This is a genomic window from Streptomyces sp. NPDC051963 (assembly GCF_044593495.1).
GTDB lineage: Bacteria > Actinomycetota > Actinomycetes > Streptomycetales > Streptomycetaceae > Streptomyces.
This window is the reverse complement of sequence record NZ_JBIUCC010000019.1, coordinates 41,382-61,858: the sequence shown is the minus strand read 5'-3', so window position 1 is coordinate 61,858 and position 20,477 is coordinate 41,382. Positions and strand designations below refer to the sequence as shown.

The 20,477-nt window shown below is 67.7% G+C and carries 18 protein-coding genes and 4 pseudogenes; 12 read left to right on the top strand and 10 right to left on the bottom strand.

Annotation, left to right across the window (positions count from 1 at the left end; all coding sequences use genetic code 11):
- Positions 1-151 precede the first annotated feature (151 nt).
- Complete coding sequence (locus ACIHFB_RS45115) at positions 152-943, top strand: class I SAM-dependent methyltransferase (protein WP_365288001.1); 792 nt, start codon at positions 152-154, stop codon at positions 941-943.
- Between the two features lie 181 nt (positions 944-1,124).
- Here the strand turns inward: ACIHFB_RS45115 and ACIHFB_RS45110 are convergent, their stop codons facing one another.
- Positions 1,125-1,646, bottom strand: a complete 522-nt coding sequence (locus ACIHFB_RS45110; RefSeq protein ID WP_365287999.1) for a class I SAM-dependent methyltransferase — start codon at positions 1,644-1,646, stop codon at positions 1,125-1,127.
- 131 nt (positions 1,647-1,777) lie between these two features.
- Here ACIHFB_RS45110 and ACIHFB_RS45105 point away from each other — a divergent pair, with 131 nt between their 5' ends.
- Positions 1,778-2,656, top strand: a complete 879-nt coding sequence (locus ACIHFB_RS45105) for a menaquinone biosynthesis protein (RefSeq protein ID WP_365287997.1) — start codon at positions 1,778-1,780, stop codon at positions 2,654-2,656.
- A 266-nt stretch (positions 2,657-2,922) separates the two neighbouring features.
- Here the strand turns inward: ACIHFB_RS45105 and ACIHFB_RS45100 are convergent, their stop codons facing one another.
- Both ACIHFB_RS45100 and ACIHFB_RS45095 read right to left on the bottom strand, forming a co-directional pair.
- On the bottom strand, positions 2,923-3,900 hold the full coding sequence (locus ACIHFB_RS45100; RefSeq protein ID WP_365287995.1) for an aldo/keto reductase: 978 nt from the start codon (positions 3,898-3,900) through the stop codon (positions 2,923-2,925).
- Between the two features lie 215 nt (positions 3,901-4,115).
- Positions 4,116-4,718 carry a TetR/AcrR family transcriptional regulator gene (locus ACIHFB_RS45095; RefSeq protein ID WP_365287993.1) on the bottom strand — a complete coding sequence of 201 codons (603 nt, stop codon included), beginning with the start codon at positions 4,716-4,718 and terminating at the stop codon, positions 4,116-4,118.
- A 176-nt stretch (positions 4,719-4,894) separates the two neighbouring features.
- Between ACIHFB_RS45095 and ACIHFB_RS45090 the strand changes: the two genes are divergently transcribed.
- The 6 genes and pseudogenes from ACIHFB_RS45090 to ACIHFB_RS45065 all read left to right on the top strand — a co-directional run.
- The gene (locus ACIHFB_RS45090; RefSeq protein WP_400129916.1) at positions 4,895-6,094 is read left to right on the top strand and encodes a cytochrome P450; all 1,200 of its coding nucleotides are present in this window, start codon (positions 4,895-4,897) and stop codon (positions 6,092-6,094) included.
- A gap of 12 nt (positions 6,095-6,106) precedes the next feature.
- Entirely contained in the window at positions 6,107-6,304 is a 198-nt protein-coding gene (locus tag ACIHFB_RS45085) for a ferredoxin (protein WP_365287989.1), read from the top strand.
- A complete protein-coding gene (locus tag ACIHFB_RS45080; protein WP_365287987.1) occupies positions 6,301-7,473 on the top strand; it encodes an FAD/NAD(P)-binding oxidoreductase in 1,173 nt (390 codons plus the stop codon). The genes ACIHFB_RS45085 and ACIHFB_RS45080 overlap by 4 nt, the downstream gene beginning before the upstream one ends.
- Positions 7,470-8,813, top strand: coding sequence for an MFS transporter (locus ACIHFB_RS45075; RefSeq protein WP_400129915.1), 1,344 nt, complete (start codon positions 7,470-7,472; stop codon positions 8,811-8,813). Before ACIHFB_RS45080 ends, ACIHFB_RS45075 begins: the two co-directional genes overlap by 4 nt.
- A 246-nt stretch (positions 8,814-9,059) precedes the next feature.
- Complete coding sequence (locus ACIHFB_RS45070; protein ID WP_400129914.1) at positions 9,060-10,373, top strand: carboxylesterase family protein; 1,314 nt, start codon at positions 9,060-9,062, stop codon at positions 10,371-10,373.
- A 98-nt stretch (positions 10,374-10,471) separates the two neighbouring features.
- Positions 10,472-10,717, top strand: a pseudogene (locus tag ACIHFB_RS45065) (transposase family protein); the annotation flags it as partial.
- Between the two features lie 108 nt (positions 10,718-10,825).
- Here ACIHFB_RS45065 and ACIHFB_RS45060 read toward each other — a convergent pair.
- The gene (locus ACIHFB_RS45060) at positions 10,826-11,221 is read right to left on the bottom strand and encodes a RidA family protein (RefSeq protein WP_365288005.1); all 396 of its coding nucleotides are present in this window, start codon (positions 11,219-11,221) and stop codon (positions 10,826-10,828) included.
- Positions 11,222-11,357: 136 nt separating this feature from the next.
- On the opposite strand from ACIHFB_RS45060, the gene ACIHFB_RS45055 reads away from it, so the two are divergent.
- A complete protein-coding gene (locus ACIHFB_RS45055; protein ID WP_400129913.1) occupies positions 11,358-12,332 on the top strand; it encodes a helix-turn-helix transcriptional regulator in 975 nt (324 codons plus the stop codon).
- Between the two features lie 244 nt (positions 12,333-12,576).
- On the opposite strand, the gene ACIHFB_RS45050 is transcribed toward ACIHFB_RS45055, so the two are convergent.
- Complete coding sequence (locus ACIHFB_RS45050; protein ID WP_365287979.1) at positions 12,577-12,996, bottom strand: NUDIX domain-containing protein; 420 nt, start codon at positions 12,994-12,996, stop codon at positions 12,577-12,579.
- Positions 12,997-13,136: 140 nt separating this feature from the next.
- Between ACIHFB_RS45050 and ACIHFB_RS45045 the strand changes: the two are divergent.
- Positions 13,137-13,331 (top strand): annotated as a pseudogene (locus tag ACIHFB_RS45045) (hypothetical protein); the annotation flags it as partial.
- Between the two features lie 175 nt (positions 13,332-13,506).
- Here the strand turns inward: ACIHFB_RS45045 and ACIHFB_RS45040 are convergent.
- From ACIHFB_RS45040 to ACIHFB_RS45030, 3 genes are all read right to left on the bottom strand, one after another.
- Positions 13,507-14,046: a hypothetical protein gene (locus ACIHFB_RS45040; RefSeq protein WP_365287977.1), complete on the bottom strand. Its 540-nt coding sequence runs from the start codon at positions 14,044-14,046 to the stop codon at positions 13,507-13,509.
- 391 nt (positions 14,047-14,437) lie between these two features.
- Entirely contained in the window at positions 14,438-14,905 is a 468-nt protein-coding gene (locus tag ACIHFB_RS45035; protein WP_365287975.1) for a hypothetical protein, read from the bottom strand.
- Positions 14,895-15,437, bottom strand: coding sequence for an RNA polymerase sigma factor (locus ACIHFB_RS45030; RefSeq protein ID WP_400129912.1), 543 nt, complete (start codon positions 15,435-15,437; stop codon positions 14,895-14,897). Before ACIHFB_RS45030 ends, ACIHFB_RS45035 begins: the two co-directional genes overlap by 11 nt.
- A gap of 795 nt (positions 15,438-16,232) precedes the next feature.
- Between ACIHFB_RS45030 and ACIHFB_RS45025 the strand changes: the two are divergent.
- Positions 16,233-16,426, top strand: a pseudogene (locus ACIHFB_RS45025) (ATP-binding protein); the annotation flags it as partial.
- On the opposite strand, the gene ACIHFB_RS45020 reads toward ACIHFB_RS45025, so the two are convergent.
- Together ACIHFB_RS45020 and ACIHFB_RS45015 are read right to left on the bottom strand one after the other, a co-directional pair.
- On the bottom strand, positions 16,427-17,716 hold the full coding sequence (locus ACIHFB_RS45020; RefSeq protein WP_400129911.1) for an MFS transporter: 1,290 nt from the start codon (positions 17,714-17,716) through the stop codon (positions 16,427-16,429).
- 144 nt (positions 17,717-17,860) lie between these two features.
- A pseudogene (locus tag ACIHFB_RS45015) lies at positions 17,861-19,076 on the bottom strand (IS701 family transposase).
- A 111-nt stretch (positions 19,077-19,187) separates the two neighbouring features.
- Between ACIHFB_RS45015 and ACIHFB_RS45010 the strand changes: the two are divergent.
- Positions 19,188-19,592 carry a type II toxin-antitoxin system PemK/MazF family toxin gene (locus ACIHFB_RS45010; RefSeq protein ID WP_365287969.1) on the top strand — a complete coding sequence of 135 codons (405 nt, stop codon included), beginning with the start codon at positions 19,188-19,190 and terminating at the stop codon, positions 19,590-19,592.
- Positions 19,593-20,477: the final 885 nt, after the last annotated feature.

Sequence of the window (20,477 nt, the reverse complement as noted above, 5' to 3'; positions counted from 1 at the left end):
CGCCACGATCAATTCGCGCGCCCCAGCCCCCATCATGCCCAGTTCAACGAGCTACCCGGGGCCAAGCCACGGCCAACCGTGCACGAGGTCGTTAGCGGCACCGAACTGTCAGTACCGCAGGTATCCGCCGGGCTGTAGCAGGGAGTCAAACGTGCAGGACATTGTTGTCGACCCCGTTGCCCACAATCGGGCAGCCTGGGACAAGTCTGTCCAAGAGGGCAACGAGTGGTCGAGGCCGGTGAGCGCTGAGGATATCGAGCGCGCCCGCATGGGCGACTGGTCGATTGTTCTCATCGGGCGTGAGCCAGTCGACCGCTCCTGGCTTCCGACGGACTTGACCGGCAAGGACGTGTTGTGCTTAGCCTCCGGCGGTGGCCAGCAGGGTCCGATCCTCGCCGCCGCAGGGGCGCGGGTCACCGTATTCGACAACTCACCCCGCCAACTCGGCCAGGACCAGATGGTGGCGGCGCGCGACGGACTCGAACTGCGCACTGTCCTGGGCGACATGCGCGACCTCAGCGCCTTCGGTGACGCAACATTCGACGTCGTATTCCATCCGGTCTCTAACCTCTTCGTACCAGAGTTGGCACCGGTGTGGCGTGAGTGCTTCCGCGTCCTGCGACCGGGCGGAACTCTGCTCGTGGGCTTCCTCAACCCTGATGTGTACTTGTTCGACCACGAGGCGCTCGATGAGCGCGGCGAGCTGATCGTCGTGCACAAGCTGCCCTACAGCGATGTCACGCAGTACTCCGCCGAGGAACGCGCCACGAAGTTTGGCGCGGATGCCGCTCTTGAATACAGCCACACCCTCACCGACCAGATCGGTGGGCAACTCGCCGCCGGGTTCGTCCTCACCGGCTTTGCGGAAGCGCCGCACCAATCCAAGGTATCCGCTCAATACATGTCGAACTATTTTGCGACGCTGGCGGTCAAGCCGGGCTGACCCAGCCGTGGGGCCGGGCGAGATGGCCGTGTCTCCGAATGGCCAAGTGGAGCACTGTGCCAGCCCGACCCCGCTAACTTCGCTGAGCCACGACGGTCGGGCCGAACAATCCTCCGGGATCGTCGACTGGGCACCAGCCCTCGTCGGTGCCGCGCACGTCTTCTTCGCGTGGCGGATGACCTCAGTCAGGGTTCCCGGGGCAGAGCCGCTCGTGGTGGTCGGCGGACTCGGCGTACACCTCCGGCTTTCCTGGCCGGCGAACGACGACGTGGCCGAGCAGCGCCATCCAGCCTCCGGGATTGAGCACGTCGTGCGCTCGCTGCCAGCCGATCAACAGGTCCACCCAGTGCCACGACGACGCTGCCACGAGGACGTCGAAGCGTCGATCGCGGCTGTCCCAGTCCTCAAACGTTGACGTCTCGACTTCGAGGTTGCGGAAGGAGGCGATCCGGTGGCGAGCGAGCGCGGCCATCTCTGCGCCCGGCTCCACGGCGGTCACCGAGCATCCGAGCGTTGCCAGTGAGCGCGTCGCCTGACCGGTACCGCAGCCCACCTCCAGCACCGACGACCTTTCGTCCATGCCGGTGATGGCGGCAAGATCCGCGAACAGCTCGTCGGGGCCTATTGCGGGGACTACTCCGACACTCCCATCGGGTCCTACATCAGTCTCCGATCGCTCTGATTTGTTGTGGGCATCGGCCATACGGTCCGGTAGCGCGGAAACCGAGCAGTACGAAGTCGTGTTTCCGCCGCCCCGCAACCGGCCTTGGCCTGCCTGATCCCTGACTGGGTGCCCCTGGTACCGGGCAGACTCTGGAGTACTAGCCTGTGGACGTGGATATTTCACACGTAGCTCGCGTCCTGCATGAACCGGGGAAGCGTCCCCGGGTCGGGCACATCCAGTTCCTCAACTGTCTGCCGATTTACTGGGGACTGGCCCGCACCGGCACCTTGCTCGACATGGAGTTGACCAAGGACACTCCGGACCGGCTGAGCAGTCTGCTGGTCGACGGGACCTTGGATATCGGTCCGATCGCCTGCATGGAGTACCTCAAGCATGCCGACGATTTGGTGTTGCTCCCGGACATCGCGGTGGGCAGCGATGGTGCGGTGACCTCATGCCTGATCGTCAGCCAGGTCCCGCTGCGTGAGTTGGACGGGCGCCGGGTCGCCTTGGGTTCCACCTCGCGCTCGTCGGTACGCCTGGCTCGATTGCTGCTGGAAGAGCGGGAAGGGGTCCGTCCGGAGTACTTCACCTGCCCGCCGGACCTGCCGGTGATGATGCAGGACGCGGACGCCGCGGTCGTCATCGGTGACGCCGCGCTGCGCGCCTACCTCCACCAGGCTGAGGATCTGGGACTGCTGGTGTACGACCTGGGCGAGATGTGGAAGGCGTGGACTGGTCTGCCGTTCGTTTTCGCGGCCTGGGCCGTCCGCAAGGACTACTTGGAGCAGAACCCTCGCATCGTGCGCGAGGTGCACCGGGCTTTCCTGGAGTCCCGGGACCTCTCGATGGCCGAAGTCGACAAGGTGTGCGAGCAGGCCGCCCGGTGGGAGGAGTTCGACGAGCAGGCGTTGCGCCGCTACTACACCGAAGCTCTGGACTTCTCCTTCGGCGAACGCCAGTTGGCGGGTGTTCGCGAGTTCGCTCGCAGGGTTGCTGCGGACTCCGGATTCGATCCTGAGCTGGAGATCTCGGTCCTCCAGCCGTAGGGGAGTGGCTGTCTTGGTACGCCCTCGGCCGCGTTGCCGGTGCGTTCTGTGTCGACGGCCGAGATCGCCGCGCTGGTCCGGGCCGGCGTCGTGGCTGTCGGCGTCGAGTTCCCGCCGTCCTCCGGGGCGTCGCCTCGAGGATCGCCGCGTATCGCGGCTCCGTTTCGGGGTGCGTGCCGGTATCGATGCGCGGCGGGGCGGACCCGCTCGGAACCGTGGCCGGGTGACCGTCCTGTTCCGAGCGGGCGTGGTCGAGCGGACGCGGGTCAGAAGCCGGACGCGGGGCGCGTGGTGTAGTGCTGCTCCAGTCGGGTCAACTCGTCGGCGCTGAGCTTGAGTTCGGTGGCGGCGACGGCGTCGGTGAGGTGGTGCGGCTTGGTGGTGCCGACGATCGGCGCGGTGACCGCCGGCTTGTGCATCACCCAGGCCAGTGCCACCTGGGCGCGGCTGACGCCGCGTTCTGTGGCGATGGCGGCGACCGTATCGATGATTCCCCGGTCGGCCTTGGCGGTCTGGCCGTAGAGGATCTCCTCGGCGCCGTCGGTACTGTTGCGCGTGGTCTGCTCGTCCAGGTCGCGGGTCAGCCGGCCGCGCGCCAGCGGGCTCCAGGGCAGCACGCCGATGCCCTGGTCCAGGCAGTACGGCAACATCTCCCGCTCCTCCTCGCGCTGAAGCAGGTTGTACTGGTCCTGCATGGACACGAACCGGGTCCAGCCGTGCAGGTCCGCGGTGTGCTGGAGCTTGGCGAACTGCCAGGTCCACATCGAGGACGCGCCGATGTAGCGGGCCTTGCCGGCCTTCACCACGTCGTGCAGCGCCTCCATGATCTCTTCGGGCTGCACGTTCGGGTCGAGCCGGTGGATCTGGTAGAGGTCGATGTAATCGGTGTCCAGTCGGCGCAGGCTCTCGTCCACCTGGGTGAGGATCGCCGCCCGGGACAGGCCACCGCCCTTCGGGCCAGGGCCCATCGTGGCGTTCACCTTGGTGGCGATGACCACCTCGTCCCGCTTGGCGAACTCGCGCAGCAGCCGGCCGGTGATCTCCTCGCTGGCGCCGTGGCTGTACATGTTGGCGGTGTCGAATGTGGTGATGCCGGACTCGATGGCCTGCTTGAAGTACGGACGGGACTCGTCGACGCCGAAGGACCACTGATGGGTGCCGCCGGCCGGGTCGCCGAAGCTCATGCAGCCCAGCACGACCTTGGAGATCGACAGCCCGCTCTTGCCCAATCGGAGGTATTGCATGGCGAGAATTCCTTACCGGGTGAGGGAAAGCGAGTGGACGCCGTACACGAAGTTGCCTTGCTTGAACGGGAAGGCGCATAGCACTTCAACGGGGAAGGCGCGCAGCGCTCCGGGCAGGGCAGCACCCCGTGACTAAACGTTCGTTTAGTTATGAAGGGTAGAGTACGCCACCCGCCGGCGCGCTCAGCTTGCGCACCGGCGGCATGTGATCGAGGTCATTGGGTGACGAGCCAGACCACCTCGTCGACGAAGTCGACGAGGGCTTCGACCGCTGCGGAGTCTCCGGAGGCGTGCCAGAGCGCGACCCGGCCATGAGCGGCCGTAAAGACCAGGACCGCAGCTCGCCGGGGCGGCATCCGCAGCCGCACGCCGGCCTGCTCGCAGCGCTCGAACGCCGTGGCCACCTTGGTCACGAGGTCGACCATCGGCCCGGTCCGGGGCGCCGTCAGCGGCTGATGGTTGATCAGCAGGCGGTAGTGGCCGGGGTTGTCCACCACGAACTGGCAGTAGGTCCGCACCTGGGCCCGCACCCGCTCCAGCACGGCGTCCTGCTCGCACGACTCATCAGCCTTGGCCATGGCCTGCGAGATCTGCTCGTAGTCGTACTCGATCAGCCCTTTGACCAGCGCAGACTTATCGGTGAAGTGCTGATAGATGGCGGCCGGCGAGATACTCGCGGCGCGTGCGACGCCGCGGATCGTCAGCCCCTCCTCGCCGCCCAGCTCGGACAGCAGGCGCGCGGCCCCCTCCAGGATTTCCAGGCGGAGCCGGTCCCCTTGCCCTCGCGGGTTGCGTGCGCGCTGCGATGTCTCGGCCACGAGGCACTGTAACCGGTCCCCGGGGCGATCGGGCCATTGGTGCATTCGTCGACGAGGCCGTCCGACTCATCGCCCGACGACCTCGGCCACATGCTGCCGATCCATAGGTTGCGCACCGACAGGGGGCATGAGCTACCCTCCATAACTAAACGAACGTTCAATCACGGAGGGTAGTCATGCCCGAAGCGATACCCACCTTCCCCATGCCGCGGGCCGCCCACTGCCCCTTCGACCCGTCCCCGCAGCTGCGTGAGGTCGGGCCGATCAGCCGGGTCAGAATCTGGGACGGCAGCACGCCGTGGCTGGTCACCGACTACGACGTGCAGCGCGCGGTACTGGCCGACCAGCGCTTCAGCGCCGACAGCGGCAAGCCCGGCTATCCCGCCCAGACCGAGGCGATCCTGGTCCAGCGCGAGAAGTCCAAGGCGTTCATCAGCATGGACGACCCAGAGCACGACAGGCAGCGCAAGATGCTCACCCGCCATTTCACGATCAAGCGGATGGAGGGGATGCGGCCGCGTATTCAGCAGATCGTGGACGGCCTGATCGACGACATGCTCGCCGGCCCCAAGCCCGTCGACCTGGTGACCGCCTTCGCGCCGCCGGTCCCGTCGCTGGTGATCTGCGATCTGCTCGGAGTGCCGTACTCCGCCCACGACTTCTTCCAGTCCCGCAGCACCAAGTTGGTCGCCCGCAACACGACGTCGGACCAAGCGGTCAAGGCCGGCGACGAGCTCAAGGCGTACCTGTTGGACCTGGTGGCGGCCAAGGAGAAGCAGCCGACCGACGACATGATCGGCCGACTGGTCACCGACCAGCTCGCCACCGGCGCGCTGACCCGCGACGAGATCGCCGCCATGGCGGTGCTGATGCTCAGCGCGGGCCACGAGACCACCGCCAACATGATTGCCCTGGGCACACTCGCGCTGCTGCGCGACCCCGCGCAGCTGGCCGAGATCCGCGACACCGACGCCCCGGATCTGATTGTCAATGCGGTTGAGGAACTGCTGCGGTACCTCAACATCACGACCGGCGGACGGCGGCGTGTGGCCACAGAGGACATCGAGGTCGCCGGCCGGCTGGTTCGCGCGGGCGAGGGCATCATCCTGGCCAACGAGGCCGGCAACCGCGACGAGGTTCAGTTCCCGGAGCCGGACCGACTGGACATCCACCGCCAGGCCCGGCACCACATCGCCTTCGGCTACGGCGTTCACCAGTGCCTCGGCCAGCCTCTGGCCCGCGTGGAGCTACAGGTCGTCTACAGCACGTTGTACCGCCGGATCCCGACGCTGGAACTGGCGATCCCCTTCGAGGAAGTCCCGTTCAAGCACGACAACTTCGTGTACGGCGTCCACTCGCTTCCCGTCACCTGGTAAGGATTTCCCGCCATGAAGGCTGCTGTCGATCAGGACAGGTGCGTCGGCTCCGGGCAGTGCGTGCTGATGGCCCCCGACGTGTTCGACCAGCGCGACGAGGACGGCATCGTCGTGCTGCGCAACGAGTTTCCGCCGGTCGAGCTGTACGACGACGTGCGCCGGGCGGCCCGGGTGTGCCCGGCACTGGCCATCGCGCTGGACGAGTCGTGATAGCCGTTGTCGGCGCGTCGGCCGCGGGACTCACCGCTGCCCGGACGCTCCGGTCCCAGGGCTACGACGGGCCGCTCACGGTCATCGGCGACGAGGATTCGATGCCGTACGACCGGCCGCCGCTGTCCAAGCAGATCCTGTCCGGAACGTGGGAACCGTCGAGGATCGCCCTGCCGTGCGCCGTGGAAGGCGTCGAATGGATGCTGGGGGTGCGAGCCACAGGTCTGGATGTCGAGAGCCGACGACTCACGCTGTCCCCCGGGGACGAGCTGGCCTACGACAAGCTGGTCATCGCCACCGGGGTCACGCCTCGGCGGCTGCCGTTCGGGCGGGAACTGGCCGGCGTGCACACGCTGCGGACCCTGCCGGACACGATGGCCTTCAAGGAGGACCTCGCGTCGGCCCGGTCGGTGGTGATCGTCGGAGCCGGCTTCATGGGCTGCGAGGTGGCCGCCGTGGCCTCGGGTACGGGCGCGGACGTCACCGTCGTCGATCCGCTGCCGACGCCCATGAACCGCCAGTTCGGACCCTGGCTCGGTGGCCTGGTCGCACGGCTGCACGCCGACCACGGCGTACGGATGCGGCTGGGCGTCGGGGTGACTGGGCTGTCGGGCACCTCTCGTGTCGACGGCGTGGAACTCGCCGACGGCACCGTACTGCCGGCCGACGCCGTACTCGTCGCCATCGGGTCCGTACCCAACACCGACTGGCTCGTGGGCAGTGGGCTGTCGCTGACCCACGGCGTCGACTGCGACTCGTTGTGCCGGGCCGCGCCGAACGTCGCCGCCGCCGGAGACGTCGCGTCGTGGCCGCATCCCGTGCACGGCGGGCGGACTCGGGTCGAGCACCGGATGAACGCCACCGAGCAGGGCACGGCCGCCGCCCGCGCCTTGCTCGGCAAGGGCGAGCCGTACGCGCCGGTCCCGTACTTCTGGACCGACCAGTACGACGTGAGGATCCAGGCGTACGGCGACTTCCCGGCAGGCGCCGTGCCGTCGTTGGCCGCCGGCGACATCCGTGCCGGCCGGTTCGCCGCCGTGTACGCGAGCGACGGCCGGATTACCGGCGTGCTCGGTTGGAACCTGCCCCGCGACACCCGCCGGTTGCGCGCCCGCATCGGTGAAGTCCTCGACCCGCTCAGCCCCGGCGACGAATGGGGGATGTCGTGAGCATCCACACGGACACACCCCGGAGCGTGCGCTCCCCTGGGTGGATCGCCGCTCTCCTCGGAATCCTCTACGGACTTGCCACGACCGGCACGTCCGCGGTCACGGTGAGCCTGCCCCGGCTGGCAGGTGACCTCGGCATCGGCGCAAGCGGTGCAGCCTGGACGATCAGCGTCTACACGGTGGTGCTCGCCATCGCGACCCCGCTGCACGGACGGCTGGCCGACGCGTACGGACTGCGGGTGCCGCTGTTCGTCGGGGTGATCGTGATGGCGGTCGGCGCGGTCGGATCCGCACTGGCCCCGAGCTTCCCGGTCCTGATCGTCGCCCGGGTCGTGCAGGGCTTCGGCGGGGCGAGCATCGCGGTGCTGGTCACCGCACTGGTCTCGGCGTTGTGGGACGGCCCGCGGCGCGGCGCTGCGCTCGGCCGGGTGGCTGGGGTGGGGGCCGCGTTCAGCGCACTGGGCCCCCTCATCGGCGGCGCGCTGGAGGACGTAGGCGGTTGGCGGCTGGCCATGACGCTGCCCGCACTGGGGCTGCTCGCCCTTCCGCACCTGGCCCGGCTCGCGCCGTCCGGCGGGTCCGGCGAACGCATCGACCGCACCGGTGCCGTGCTCATCGCGATGGCCGCGTCCGGACTCGTGCTGCTGCTCCAGTCGCCGTCGTCGGGCCTGATCACGGGGACCGTCGGCGCGGTGCTGCTCGCCGCGGGCGCACCGGCCGTCGTCGCCCGAGTGCGGGCGCGGCCACACGGGTTCCTGCCCCGCTCCGTCGTGACCAACCCGGTGGTGCTGCGCAGCTCGTTCGCGGCCGCCGCCATCCCGGCCGGCTGGTTCGCACTGCTCGTCGGAGTGCCCGGCGTGGCCGCGGGCTGGGGCTGGACACCGCTGGCCACCGGTCTGCTGATGCTCCCCGCCGCGGCCGTCGGGCTGGTGGCGCCGTGGTTCTGCCGAAGGGCGCTCGCCCGGCTGGGCGCACGGCGCGCCATCGCCGTCGCGTGCTCCATAGCGGCCCTGGCCCTGCTCGTCGCCGCGGCCGGAGCCGCCACAGACTCCCCGGCGTTGCTCGCGCTGGGCGTAGGGCTCATCGCGGTGGGGTTCGGGCTGGGACAGCCCGCCATGATGTCGGCCGTCAACGAGGCCGTGACCCCCGCCGATCGCGGCGTCGCCATCGGAGCCGCCACGCTGGTGTTCCTCATCGGCGCCAGCGTCGGCGCCGCCCTGGTCGGCGGTCTTGGGGGAGTGACGAGCCTGTCCACGGTATTCCTCGTGCTCACGGCCCTGCCGGTGATCGGACCGGCCGTCCTGCTGCTGGCCGGTCGCCGACGCGCCGCAATCGCATGACCGCACCGATGCCGAGACGGGCCCTGCCTCCGCCCACAGACGCCGCACGTGGCCGCCGGTGACATCGACACCAGCCGGTAGGCGGCGGTGTACGCGAGCGATTGCCGGATCACCGGCGCGCTCGGCCGGCACCTGCCCCGCGCGGACTGTGAGACGAGTCGCCGAGGAGCCCGATGCCCTTACTGCTCTGGACCACGCCCCGTGCCCTGCCCTACTGAACCGCCCTCAACGACAAGGAGCCAAACGATGATCACCGACAGGGGACCCGTTCTCGCCCGCCCGGAGTCCGGGCCCGTCACCGGCATCCGTGGAGCGGACGATGTGCTGCGGTTCCCCGGGATCCGCTACGGAACGGCCGAACGGTTCGCCCAGCCGGTCCGGGCCGACCGCCACGCCCACACCGTCGACGCGACCCGGCCGGGCCCGATCTGCCCGCAGTTGCCGTCCCGCCTGGAACCGGTCTACGGCCCGCAGTGGAACGAGCCGCCGCAGTCCGAGGACTGCCTCTACCTGGCGATCACGACACCGGATCTCACCGGGAGCCGACCGGTGATGGTCTGGGTGCACGGCGGCGGATACCTGACCGGTGGCGGCACCCTCCCCATGTACGACGGCGGGCGGCTCGCCGCCGACGGCGATGTCGTCGTCGTGTCCATCAACTACCGGCTGGGTGCCCTGGGCTACCTGGTCCACCAAGGGGTCAGCAACGGGAACCTCGGCCTGTACGACCAGATCCTCGCGCTGGAATGGGTGCACGACAACATCGCCGCGTTCGGCGGGGATCCGGCGAACATCACCGTCTTCGGCCAGTCCGCCGGCGCAAGCTCGGCCATCACGCTCCTGTCGGTCCCACGCAGCCGACGACTGATCCGACGGGTGATCGCACAGAGCGCACCGACTCTCGCGACGCTCCCCACCCGTGACGAGGCAGTCGCGGCCGGCCCCTACTTCGCCGAGGCAGCCGGTGGCGATCTGACGACACTCCCGGTGCAGCGGATCCTCGACGCCCAAGCCCGGACCGCACAGTGGAATGCAGACATGTCGATGAAGAGCGGGACGGTGCCGTTCCGGCCCGCGCTGATGGCTCCACTCGCCGACCCCGAGACGAACCGACGCACCTTCCAGTCCGAGCCCATGCCGGACCTTCTCATCGGCTACACCTCCGATGAGGGCAGGGCGTTCGCCCTCAGCGCCCCGTCCCCGGCACCCGAGGAAGCCGTCGCGGCGATGTCCCACAAGGTCTTCATCGGGCCGGCATACGCGATCGGACAACAGGTCCTCGACGTCGGCGGAGCGGCCTTCCTGTACGAGTTCGGCTGGGCACCGGCAGGAGGCCTCGGCGCCGTGCACGGCGCCGAGATGCCCTTCCTGCTGGGGACGCAGGAGGCGTGGGCCGGGAGCCCGGTGCTGGGCAGCACCGACTGGGCCACCGTCGAGGCCAAAGGCAAGCCTCTTCGACAGAGTTGGGCACATTTCGCGCGGTACGGATCGCCGAGCACCGCCGAAGTCGAATGGCCGCAATGGAGTGGCGACGAGATGTCCGTCCAGCGGATCAATTGAGGCACCCGTACACCGGAGGGCTCATACTCCCCGAATTCTCCCCACGTCGTTGGACGGCTTGTCGGAGGCGACTCGGTGGCGAGGTACGGCGATGTCAGATCGCCGGCGGCGGCTATCCAGGCACCTAAATCGTGATGCCGCACCGCCGCCGGGCCGGCGAGGAACTGCCCGGCTAAAAACGGCAATACAACCGCGCCCACCAGCAGATACGCGCTCGCGTCGAGCTCACCTTCGCCCGCATGAAGACCTGGAAGATCCTCCGCGACTGCCGTCTCAAAGGTGACGGCGTCCACCACGCCATGCTCGGCGTCGCTCGCCTGCACGACCTGAACGTCTCCAGATAGGTCGGCCATCACGCCGTGACCGGCCGACACTTACCCGAAGATCATTGCGGGGCAAGCCTTAGTCGTGCTGGTTGAACCGGCACGAGCAGTAGGGGTGGTGAGGTCGTATCACGCGACGGCGGTCCCCTCAAGCTCGACCATCTGGCCGATGATCGCCAGTCGCGTCACCCCGAGCATCGTGGAGGTCGGCGCCACCCCGGCGGCACCCAACCGAGCCGCCAGCGCGCCGTAGTGCTGAAAGAGCTGATCGACGTCGGTCGTGTAGACGTTGAGCCGGACGAGGTTCGCGAGAGACATGCCGGCCTCGGCGAGTACGGCCTCCAGGTTGTCGATGCTCAGCGTCAACTGCGCCGCCATGTCACCGTGATGCTTGGGCTTGCCTTCGCCGCTCATCGCGGTCTGCCCCGAGATGTACAGGGTCCGTGTGTGCCCGGAGACGACCTCACCCTGGTTGAATCCCATCTCCTGCGACCACGTGACCGGGTTGACCGCCGTTCGTTCCACTTCCACATCAGCTCCGTTCGATTCATCGGGAGTACGTACGTCCATCGGCGCGGTTGCCGCCAGCTTTGACGTCGCGTCAACGAGCCTCCCAACAAATCACGACACCCTCAGTCATGTATTCCGTTAAGGTTCTCGTATGCGTGCCGACCGGTTGGTCTCACTGGTGCTACTGCTGCGCCAGCGCGGTCGGCTGACGGCGGACACGCTGGCCCGCGAGCTGGAGGTATCCACCCGCACCGTGCTGCGCGACATCGAGGCGCTGTCCGTGGCTGGCGTCCCGGTCTACGCCGAACGCGGCCGACACGGCGGGTTCGCGCTGTTGCCCGGTTTCCGGACCGAGCTCACCGGACTGAACCACGACGAGGCCCTGGCCTTGCTGACCGCAGGATCGGGGCGCGGCGAGCAGGTATTCGGCCTCGGCTCGGCGCTCGCTTCGGTCATGCGGAAGGTGGTCGACACGCTGCCCGAAAGCCACCGGGTCGCCGCGAGCGACGCGGCCCAGCGATTTCTCGTCGACCCGGAGACCGACCTGCTCTCACGCCGACTGGTCACTGAGCAGGTACCCGGCACCGCAATGATCGAGGTCCGGCGCGCGGTGCTCGCCGGACACAAGCTGCGCATTCACTATGCGGCCGTGGACCAGACCCCGAAGTGGCGCACGGTGGACCCGATCGGCCTGGTCACCGTACGCGACCAGGGCTACTTGCTGGCGACGAGATCGGGCGCGGACCGCACCTACCGGCTGTCCCGGGTCCTGGCCGCCGAGGAGCTCCCCGAAACGGCACAGCGGCCAAGCCGGGTCGATCTGGACCGGATCTGGCGTGAGCGCTCCGCACAGTTCATCTCCGGCGGCGACCACATCACTGTGCTGCTACGGGTGAACCCGGCGCGGCGGGAGGACCTGCTGGACACCGTGCTGGCCGTCCGCGCAGAAGAACCCGACGCAGACGGACGGCTGCGACTGGAGGTGACCTTCCAGGATTCCCGGCACGCCGAATGGGCGCTGTGGCAGCTCGGCACGGACGCGGAAGCCCTGGCCCCGCAGTCGTTGCGCACCTCCCTGCGCAACCGCGCCGCCGCGATTGCCGCCCGCTACGGAGACGCACCCTGAAACGGACTTGACGACCTCTGACATCTTCGAGGCTCCGTCTGCCGAGTTCGAGGAGCGAGATGTACGTCGTGTCGTAGCCGAGGAGCCGCCCGAGTTCGGATCGGTTCATGCCGTGCACGGCGCGGTGGAAGCGCAGGATGGCCCCGAGGTCGCGGGCGGCGAGGACTGCCTCGGCCTGCGGGGTGGCCCAGCGCCACAGGGTGTGCGGCGTACGCCGCACGACCATGGCGTTGTCCATGGTCGGTCACATCCGTGCGTACCAGTCGGCGATGGACTGTTTGTATCCGTCCGGCATGGTCAGGCCGGGCACGTCATCGGCGGTGAACATGCCGAGCTGCTTGTGTTCGTGACTCACCACGGGGGTCACGTCCGGGGTGAGGACCAGGCAGCCGTAGGTGACGATCACGACGCGCCGGTCCGGCATGGTCACGGGCAGAGGCTGGTAGATCCACACGTCCAGGAGTGGGCCGGCCTTGACCGCCCAGCCGGTCTCCTCCCCGATCTCCCTCGCCAATGCCAACTCCGGTGTGCCGTCGGAGGGTTCGAGTCGGCCACCGGGCAGTTCCCACTCCTCGCGTTCGTTCTTCAGCAGCAGGACTCGCCGGCGGCTGTCCACGGCCACCCCTTTGACGGAGACGGGCCAGGTGGGAGGCGTGTACGCCATCGCTCTCCTCGAATTGCGCGTACGGCCGGGGGTGTTCGGAACGTAGCACGCAGCGTGTGGCTTGAGTCGGCCGTGGGCGAATTGCCCGAGTCGACAGTCTGTCGCTTTACCCACGCTCCGGCGGCGCCGAACAGTGAGACCAATCCATCGCCGCGTTCAACGAGCCGCTCGCCTTGCTGCCCACCGTGGATGCACCAGCCTTCTGCCGCACGGGTCTGTCAGCGGTCGGCCGGCTCTCCCAGCGTCACGGCATCCGCACCCTGCTCTGCCCGTCCGACTCCGGTGATACGGCCGCGCTGGTGATGCTTCCCCGCGATGCCGTCTCCGCGACAAAGCCAAGTTGAGCCACGTCGCCACCACGAAGCCCGGCAGTGCCGTAAACGAGGGCCTTCGACGCTCTCCCCGGTCCCTACTGCGGCCCCAGTGAGGGCACGTCGCAGGCCCACAGCGGCTCTGGCGACCCGATAAGGCTGGACTGTCCACGGCCGCCCAGCCAGACCGGACGAGTGGTCACCGGTCGCGCAGCCGGCTGACGAGCGTTTGCGCGGTGATCGTTGCGGTGAGCGCGTCCTGGATGGCACGGCCCTGGGTCCGGGCCTGCGCAAGGGCCGTCGTTCCGCCGGCACCCGCGGCGTCCGGCAGCGCTGTGGAGAACAGCCCGTCGAGATAGGAACTGACCGCGGCGACGGCCGCGTTGACCTCCCGCTCGAACACGGCACCAGGGCAGTCGATTTCGTACTTCAACGTGCGCAGCGCCTGGCAGTCGCTGGTCGTGGCGACCGTGTTCTGGTCGGCGAGCAGCTGAAGGTCTACGTGGATGCGGCGCAGGAGCTGTCCCAAATCGGTGAGGTCTGTTCGGCGGTTGTCACGGCGGCGCCAGCGGGCGACCAGTCTCCAGCCGGTGATGGCAAGGCCGATCGCGACGACGGCGCTCAGGAGGCCCACCAGGATGGGTGTGACTGAGGCGCCCGCAACGGCAAGGTAGTGGTGGCTGGCAACGATGGCCGAGCTGCTGTCGTGCAGCAGGTGGATGCTGCGCGGGCTGGTCACGTCCCCTCCTCTGGATCTTTGATTTGGCGGTGCGGTTCTACTGATGAAGACGACGAGCGATCCGTCATCCGCGGTGGCTGCATAGCCATCCGCGACAGGGCCAGGTGAAACGTCAGATATGAGAATGCGGCCCTCGCTTGCTAGGCGAGGGCCGCATCCCAGGGAGCTCTGCGACGGCCTGCAGTCACGTGCCGCGCCCCGTGTCGCGGGCCCGTATTTTTGCCGCAGCCTCATCCCACCGCTCTCCGGCAGCTAGGCCGGAGAATCGGGTGCTGTGCTCCCATAGGTTGCCTTTCGGCCGATTGCGCCGGCCGATGAAGAGCGTTGTGTCTGCCTGTGCTTGGTCTCCTCTCGAACAGTCGGTGGTGTGCACGTGGTTAACCGATCTGCCTCATGCAGACCGGCGAGACCTGGATTCCTGCCCTGTCCCGGTCTCGTGCGATGAGCTCTGCCACTCCTTCACGGTGAGTGCCGCGAGTGGATCCCCCGCCATGGCCGCGAGGAGCCACCAATCACGCGATTCCCCGGCCCCGTGTCCGAGATACTCGCTGAGTTCGGCGATCCTGCGCAGCAGACGCGGTTCTGTGTGAAGAGTGGTGTTGCTCTTGAGTTCTTCCAGCTCCAGTTCGAAGAACTCGGCGTGACGGGGATTGCCACAGTATCTGCGCCTTCCGCCCTTCTCCGGGCCGGCCTGTGGTGGGCGGCCGGCCCGGAGCGCGGAATCCCCAGCGCAGCCCTCCTGAGATGGCTTGATGCCGAGCCCCTCCAGCAGGTGCTGGACGAAGGCGTCGTCATCGAACCGGAGGGCTTCCCTGTTGAGGGATTCGGCGGCCAGGCGCAGACGCTTTTCAGCGTCCACCCTGGTCCTCCTTAGGTTCGTGGCCGATCATCTCGCGCAGGCGGGACAAAGCGGCCTCGTGGTATCTCCGGGCGGTGGTCTCTGCGAGGCCGAGTTCACGGCCTGCAGCGGCCATAGACAGCTGCCCGAAGTAGATGAGATGGATCAGGTCCTGCTGGATGTCTTCCAGCGTGGCCATGGCAGCCCGGAGATCGCGTTCCATGGCGCGGTAGGTGGCTTCCTCCGCGATGTCGCACGTATCCGGGATCTGGCCGTCCTTCTCGTCGTCCCAGGGGGTTTCCGCCACGCGGCGTTTGAGGGCGCGGTAGCGGTCCACCATGAGACGGCGGATCGTCGTGTGTACGTATCCGAGAGGGACGGCATCCTGATCCGTTCGATTCGGCCACGCCTTCCACACGTTGACGAAGGCGTCCTGAAGGATGTCTTGCGCGAGCTGCCTGTTCCGGCACTGGGAATAGGCGAATGCGTAGAACCGGGTGGCGTTCTCCCGGACAAACGCAGTGAATGCTCGCTCGGCGGTGTCCGTACTCAACAGACCTCGCCGATCTTCATGGTGCGCGGCGTCCGTTTCACGGCAGACGCGCAGGCCGAACCCTCCGCGACACGGCTCCTACGGGCCGTGCGCACCTTCGGCCCTTCCCCGCTGCCCCGCCGCGGCCGTAAAGCACCGTGACGGAACGCGGGTTGAGGCCCTTGCTGTCCTTTTCCAGGTGAGCAGATCTGGAGCAATGCCCACCCCTCTGGTCGGGGTCCTGGCAGGGGGACCGGTAACTGACCCGGCCCACCGGACGATGTCCGGGCAACACAGCGTGCTCATCTCTTTAGACGTCCCGCGGCAGCAAGTCCGCCACACCTGCCAGCAACATCAGGCACTTCTAGGGGCGGTACACGTCCGTGACCTGTACAAACACAAGGAAAAGAGTTATGGAAGTTCCAGCCTGGTGCCCCCGCGTCCCACCTTCGAACCACAGCCTCGACGATGCCCACGAGAGCGGCGAACTACGCCCTGCCGCAACACCCGTAGCGCAGACCCCGCACCTACACCCCGACCGGCGCCACGAGCCTGTCAGTGTGCGGATCTGGTTGCGCGTACGCGACGTGTTGGCGCCTTCGAAGGAGTGTGCGGCGGCCACGCAGTTCATGGCGGTCGTGGCCGGGAAGCCGAACAGGTACATGTGCTGGACCGGATCAGCGCTGTGGTGTGCCGTGTATCCCGACACTGGAAGACCCTGCACCGGCTCGTCCGGCTTACTTCTCGTGGCGAAGCCACACGCCGATCACGGCGACAGTGACGGTGCCGTGGAAGACGTGGGCCCTCTTGTCGTAGCGGGAGGAGAGGAACAGCGTCGCCATCGCCTCGAACGAGTTCGCGGGGTGGAGAAAACCTTCGCCGATCCGCGACTCTGAGCGGCCATCGTCGACCGCTTGACCTTCGGAGGGAACATCATCGAGACCGGCAGCGACTCCTACCGTCTCGCCGGCACCAGGGCCGCCCAGGCCCGAAATGCCACCGCGAGCTGATCAGTCCTTGCTCTCCCCGGCAGCGGCTTCTGCGCCGTGCCGTGTCAGGTTAGCTGTCGAGGGATCGAGTTCGTCGGCAGTACGGGCCTTCCGGGTGGGCGAGAACGTCAGCACGAGTGCCTGGATGACTGCTCCGGACAGTCCGGTCCACAGGGCGAAGCGATAGCTGACCTGGTCGGCGAGTACTCCGCCAAGTGGTGCCCCCACCGCTACCATTCCCCAGTTCATCGAGCGGATCGTCGCGTTCATCCGCCCGCGCAGCCGATCGGGTGTCACCGCCTGGCGGTAGCTCATCTCCACCGGGCTTTCTATGCCGATGGCCAGGGACACGATGAAGAATGCGAGCGACACGGAGGCAAGCGCCCACGGTCCACGCACGGCCAAGACCAGGGGCAGCCAGCCGATGGCGGCGAGCAGGCGGAAGGCGATCAGAGTGGCGCCGACGTCCAGTCTTCTGGCCACGCGCCCTGAGAGCGCACCGCCGAGGATCGCGCCGGCACTCGCAAAGGCGTAGGTGACCCCCAGACTGAATTCCCCGATCTTGAGGCTCTGCAGGGCGAAGACCACGAAGACCGTGCTCACTATGCTGTTGAAGAGGAGCATCGCGTGCGAGGTCAGGGCGATGGACGCCAGGGTGCGATGCCGGTAGACCCATGCCACGCCTTCGCGCAGCTCGCTGCCCAGGCTGCGCCGTGCGCCTCGATCGGGGACGGGGTCGGGCGCTTTCACTGAGGCGAGGAGCACGCCGGATATCAGATAGGTGAGGGCGTCCACCAGCACGGCCAGCGGCGCTCCCATGAATTTGATGAGTACCCCGGCGATCAGCGGACCGGTCGAGCCGGCCACCGCGTCGGCCTGTTGCACACGGGCGTATCCCGCGTTGAGCAGTTCTTTCGGTACCAGCTGTGGCACATACGACTGGTTCGCCGCCTCGAACAGCAAGGACAGCACTCCGAACACGAAGACGAACATGCACAGAGCGGGGATGGTGAGCCGATCCAGCGCATACAGCACCGGTATCGCACCGAGCAGGACTGCTCTGCCGAGATCCGTGGCGACCATCATCGGCCTGCGCCGCCAGCGGTCCACCACGACCCCGGCTACGAGTCCGAAGAGCAGATACGGAACCCAGCGGGCGGCGTTGACGATGCCTACCTCTGTGGCGGATGCTCTCAGCGCCACGGCGGTAAGGATCTGCAACGCCAGCCCCGTGACCTGAGAACCGAACGCAGACACAGCCGAGGCGGTCAAGAAGCGTACGTACCCAGGGACTTCCACCAGGCGCGGCATGATCGGACCGTATCAGCCAAGATCACTGGCAGACGATGTCGGAACAGGTCACCCAACGACGGCAGGCATACGCCAGTGTTGTCGGCTCTCATCGATATTTCCGAGCGATCTGATCGTTAGTACTACAGCCGTAGGTCGTGATCTTCATGCTTGAGCGGCTTGACGCCGGTAGTGGCTGGTCTGGGATCGGGCCTGGTGGCGGCGTCGCCAGACGGACCAGCGAAGTCGGTGGACAGGGTCAAAGACGGTCCGGTTGACGAGCGTGATGAACAGTCGTTGGATCTCGTCACAAGTGAGCGGCATCAGCTCGTGGGGCGAGGGATGACTCTCGTGTTCGTTCGCGCGGAGGACAGCGAGGAAGGCATGCGCGAGCATGGTCAGGGTGACCCAGCGGGACCAGGACGGGTAGCGGCGGACCTGCTGCTCGTCCAGGGCCGCCAGGCCCTTGCCGGACTGGAAGAACTCCTCGTCCCGCCACCTTGATCCAGCGACGCGCACCAGGGTGGTCAGCGGCACTGCGGCAGGCGAGTTCACCGGTGCTGCGGTTGCGGCGGATCAGCAGCTGCCGGCTCCCGGGCCGGGGATCGGTGAGGTCGATGACGGCCCAGTCGTAGAGGCGGTGGCCCTTGGCTCCGGCCCCTGCGGACAGCTTCTGCCAGGCCCTCTTGGGCACCTTCCTGGCCAACATGTCGGCGCGAAACCTCCCGGCGCCTGTGGTGACTTCGTGCGAGCAGGCCACCGCGAGGACGTAGCCGGCGCCGCGTTCCTCCAGCGCGGTGCGCAGCTTCGGGTTGCCGCCGTAGACCTCGTCTCCCGCGCCCCAGGTGGCCCGATGGCCGGCGTCGAGGAATCGGGTGACCATGCGAGCGGCCGGCTCCGGCTTGGTCGCGAACTCCGTATTGTCACCGAGGCCGGCGGCCCGGCAGCGGTCGGGATCGGAGGTCCAGGAACGCGGAACGTAGAGTTCCCGGTCTACTGCGGCGTACCCGCCGCGGCCGGGGTAGACCAGGTAGGCGGCGACCTGGGCGTTCGCGATCCTGCCCGCGGTTCCGGTGTACTGCCGCTGGACTCCAACGGTGTCGGTGCCCTTCTTCACGTCGCCGGTCTCGTCGACCACCAGCACCGCCTCGTCGTCGTGCAGATGCTCCACCACGTAGTCACCCGCCTCGTCGCGGACCTGGTCGGCATCCCACGTCGCCCTCCCGAGCAGGTGCTGCATGCCGTGCGGGGTCCTGTCCCCGGCCCACTCGGCGATGGTCCGGCAGTTCTTGCGCGGCAGGTCCGGCAACAGGCCGAGTACCAACTTCCGGGCCCGGCGTCGGGATTCGACTCGTGTGAAGCGTCCCGCTATCCGGCTCATCAGGCCCTCGAACGCCTCCTGTCGGCAGGCAGGGCCTACGCTGTGACACCCGTCTCTACACCGCGTCAGGTCGCGCAGCGTCCGCCTGCCGTCCTGTGTATCGGAGGGCTTGTGCAACGTGGCGAAGTCTGGTGGGTCCAGTTCGACGAGCGGAGGTTGGTCGTGCTGCTGTCAGGAGACGACGCGTCCGGGTTCCAGGTGATGCAGGTCGTCGCTCCGGCGGGCCTCGACATCAGCGGTCTGGGCATCGAAGTGACGGTCGGTGCCGGTGAAGGGCTGCCGCTCGAAGGCGTGCTGCGGCTCGCATTCCCGCGTCCAGGCTTCACCCCGTGCACGTGGCTGACCACCGTGTCCCGGGACGACCTGATAGAGCGGGCGGCCGTCCTGTCCTCCGGGAAGCTCAGCGAGATCGACGATGCCCTCCGACTCGCTGAACAAGCACAGGAGCGGACCCCGGCAACGACGGCGAAGCTCAGCGAGATAAGGGACGCCCTCCGTCGCGGTGAACTCGGGTAGACGGAGAAGGACCCGACGCCCGCGACGGCATGGGCGATCCCGGGCGAGATGATCCACGCTGGACACCTGCCGCCTCGACGCCCCTCACCATCGAGATCACGATCTACGGCTGGAGTACTAGCTGCCTGAACCAGATGGTGCGCGCGTGAGGAGGAAGGTATGTTCGTCCAAGGGATTTGGCTCCACCGCGTCTGCCGTGACGCCGGCGCGCTGGAGGAAGTCACTGCCGGCACGGATCGCCGTGCGGGACGTATGCGAGCATGTCTCGACGGTGGGCTCGACATCGTTTCCTCCCCTGCAGACGCCTCGCGGTCAGCTGTGGCCCAGGCAAGCACCTTGGCCCAGGATCCACCAGCCGCCGGGTCTTCCGGGCCCACGCGCTCCGCTTGAGGCCCGTCAAGCCTGCCGGAACGCTCCACTCCGGCAAATACGCGGCAATCCCACACGCCACAGCGGGTTCTCCAAGGTCAGTGTGCAGGTCAGCTGCCTACTCACTCGAAAGCGCGCTACTACTCTCTTCTAAGCACCTGCTCTGTCGGTTCACCCCGCGGGCCGCGGCGCCCCATTGGAAACCTTCTATCGCTGTGCACTCATACGGACGCGGGGGAACGCTGCAGACGACGTGGCGAAAGGGCCCATCGCAACGATGAGTTCTCTCAATACCCCACGCTTCATAGCGCGTTCGCCGCATTTTGGCGCCTACAAATCGAAAGTTGCCGGGCTGCGGCCTGTCTTCTCCCCGGCGGACAGACGGGTGCGGAAGGTGCGGGTCGCACGCTCGGCCGCCTTGCGCGTCGCCTCCCGCAGATGGCCGGGAGGTGTGCTTCTTCCTGGCGGGCACGCAGGTCCAGGTGGCCCTGCAGGAGCAGACGCGCCAGTTCCCTC

Bases quoted from the DNA above. Each gene is read 5' to 3' on its own strand.
- ACIHFB_RS45110 (WP_365287999.1), bottom strand. From the start codon at position 1,646: ATGGCCGATGCCCACAACAAATCAGAGCGATCGGAGACTGATGTAGGA.
- ACIHFB_RS45100 (WP_365287995.1), bottom strand. From the start codon at position 3,900: ATGCAATACCTCCGATTGGGCAAGAGCGGGCTGTCGATCTCCAAGGTC.
- ACIHFB_RS45090 (WP_400129916.1), top strand. From the start codon at position 4,895: ATGCCCGAAGCGATACCCACCTTCCCCATGCCGCGGGCCGCCCACTGC.
- ACIHFB_RS45085 (WP_365287989.1), top strand. From the start codon at position 6,107: ATGAAGGCTGCTGTCGATCAGGACAGGTGCGTCGGCTCCGGGCAGTGC.
- ACIHFB_RS45070 (WP_400129914.1), top strand. From the start codon at position 9,060: ATGATCACCGACAGGGGACCCGTTCTCGCCCGCCCGGAGTCCGGGCCC.
- ACIHFB_RS45055 (WP_400129913.1), top strand. From the start codon at position 11,358: ATGCGTGCCGACCGGTTGGTCTCACTGGTGCTACTGCTGCGCCAGCGC.
- ACIHFB_RS45050 (WP_365287979.1), bottom strand. From the start codon at position 12,996: ATGGCGTACACGCCTCCCACCTGGCCCGTCTCCGTCAAAGGGGTGGCC.
- ACIHFB_RS45020 (WP_400129911.1), bottom strand. From the start codon at position 17,716: ATGCCGCGCCTGGTGGAAGTCCCTGGGTACGTACGCTTCTTGACCGCC.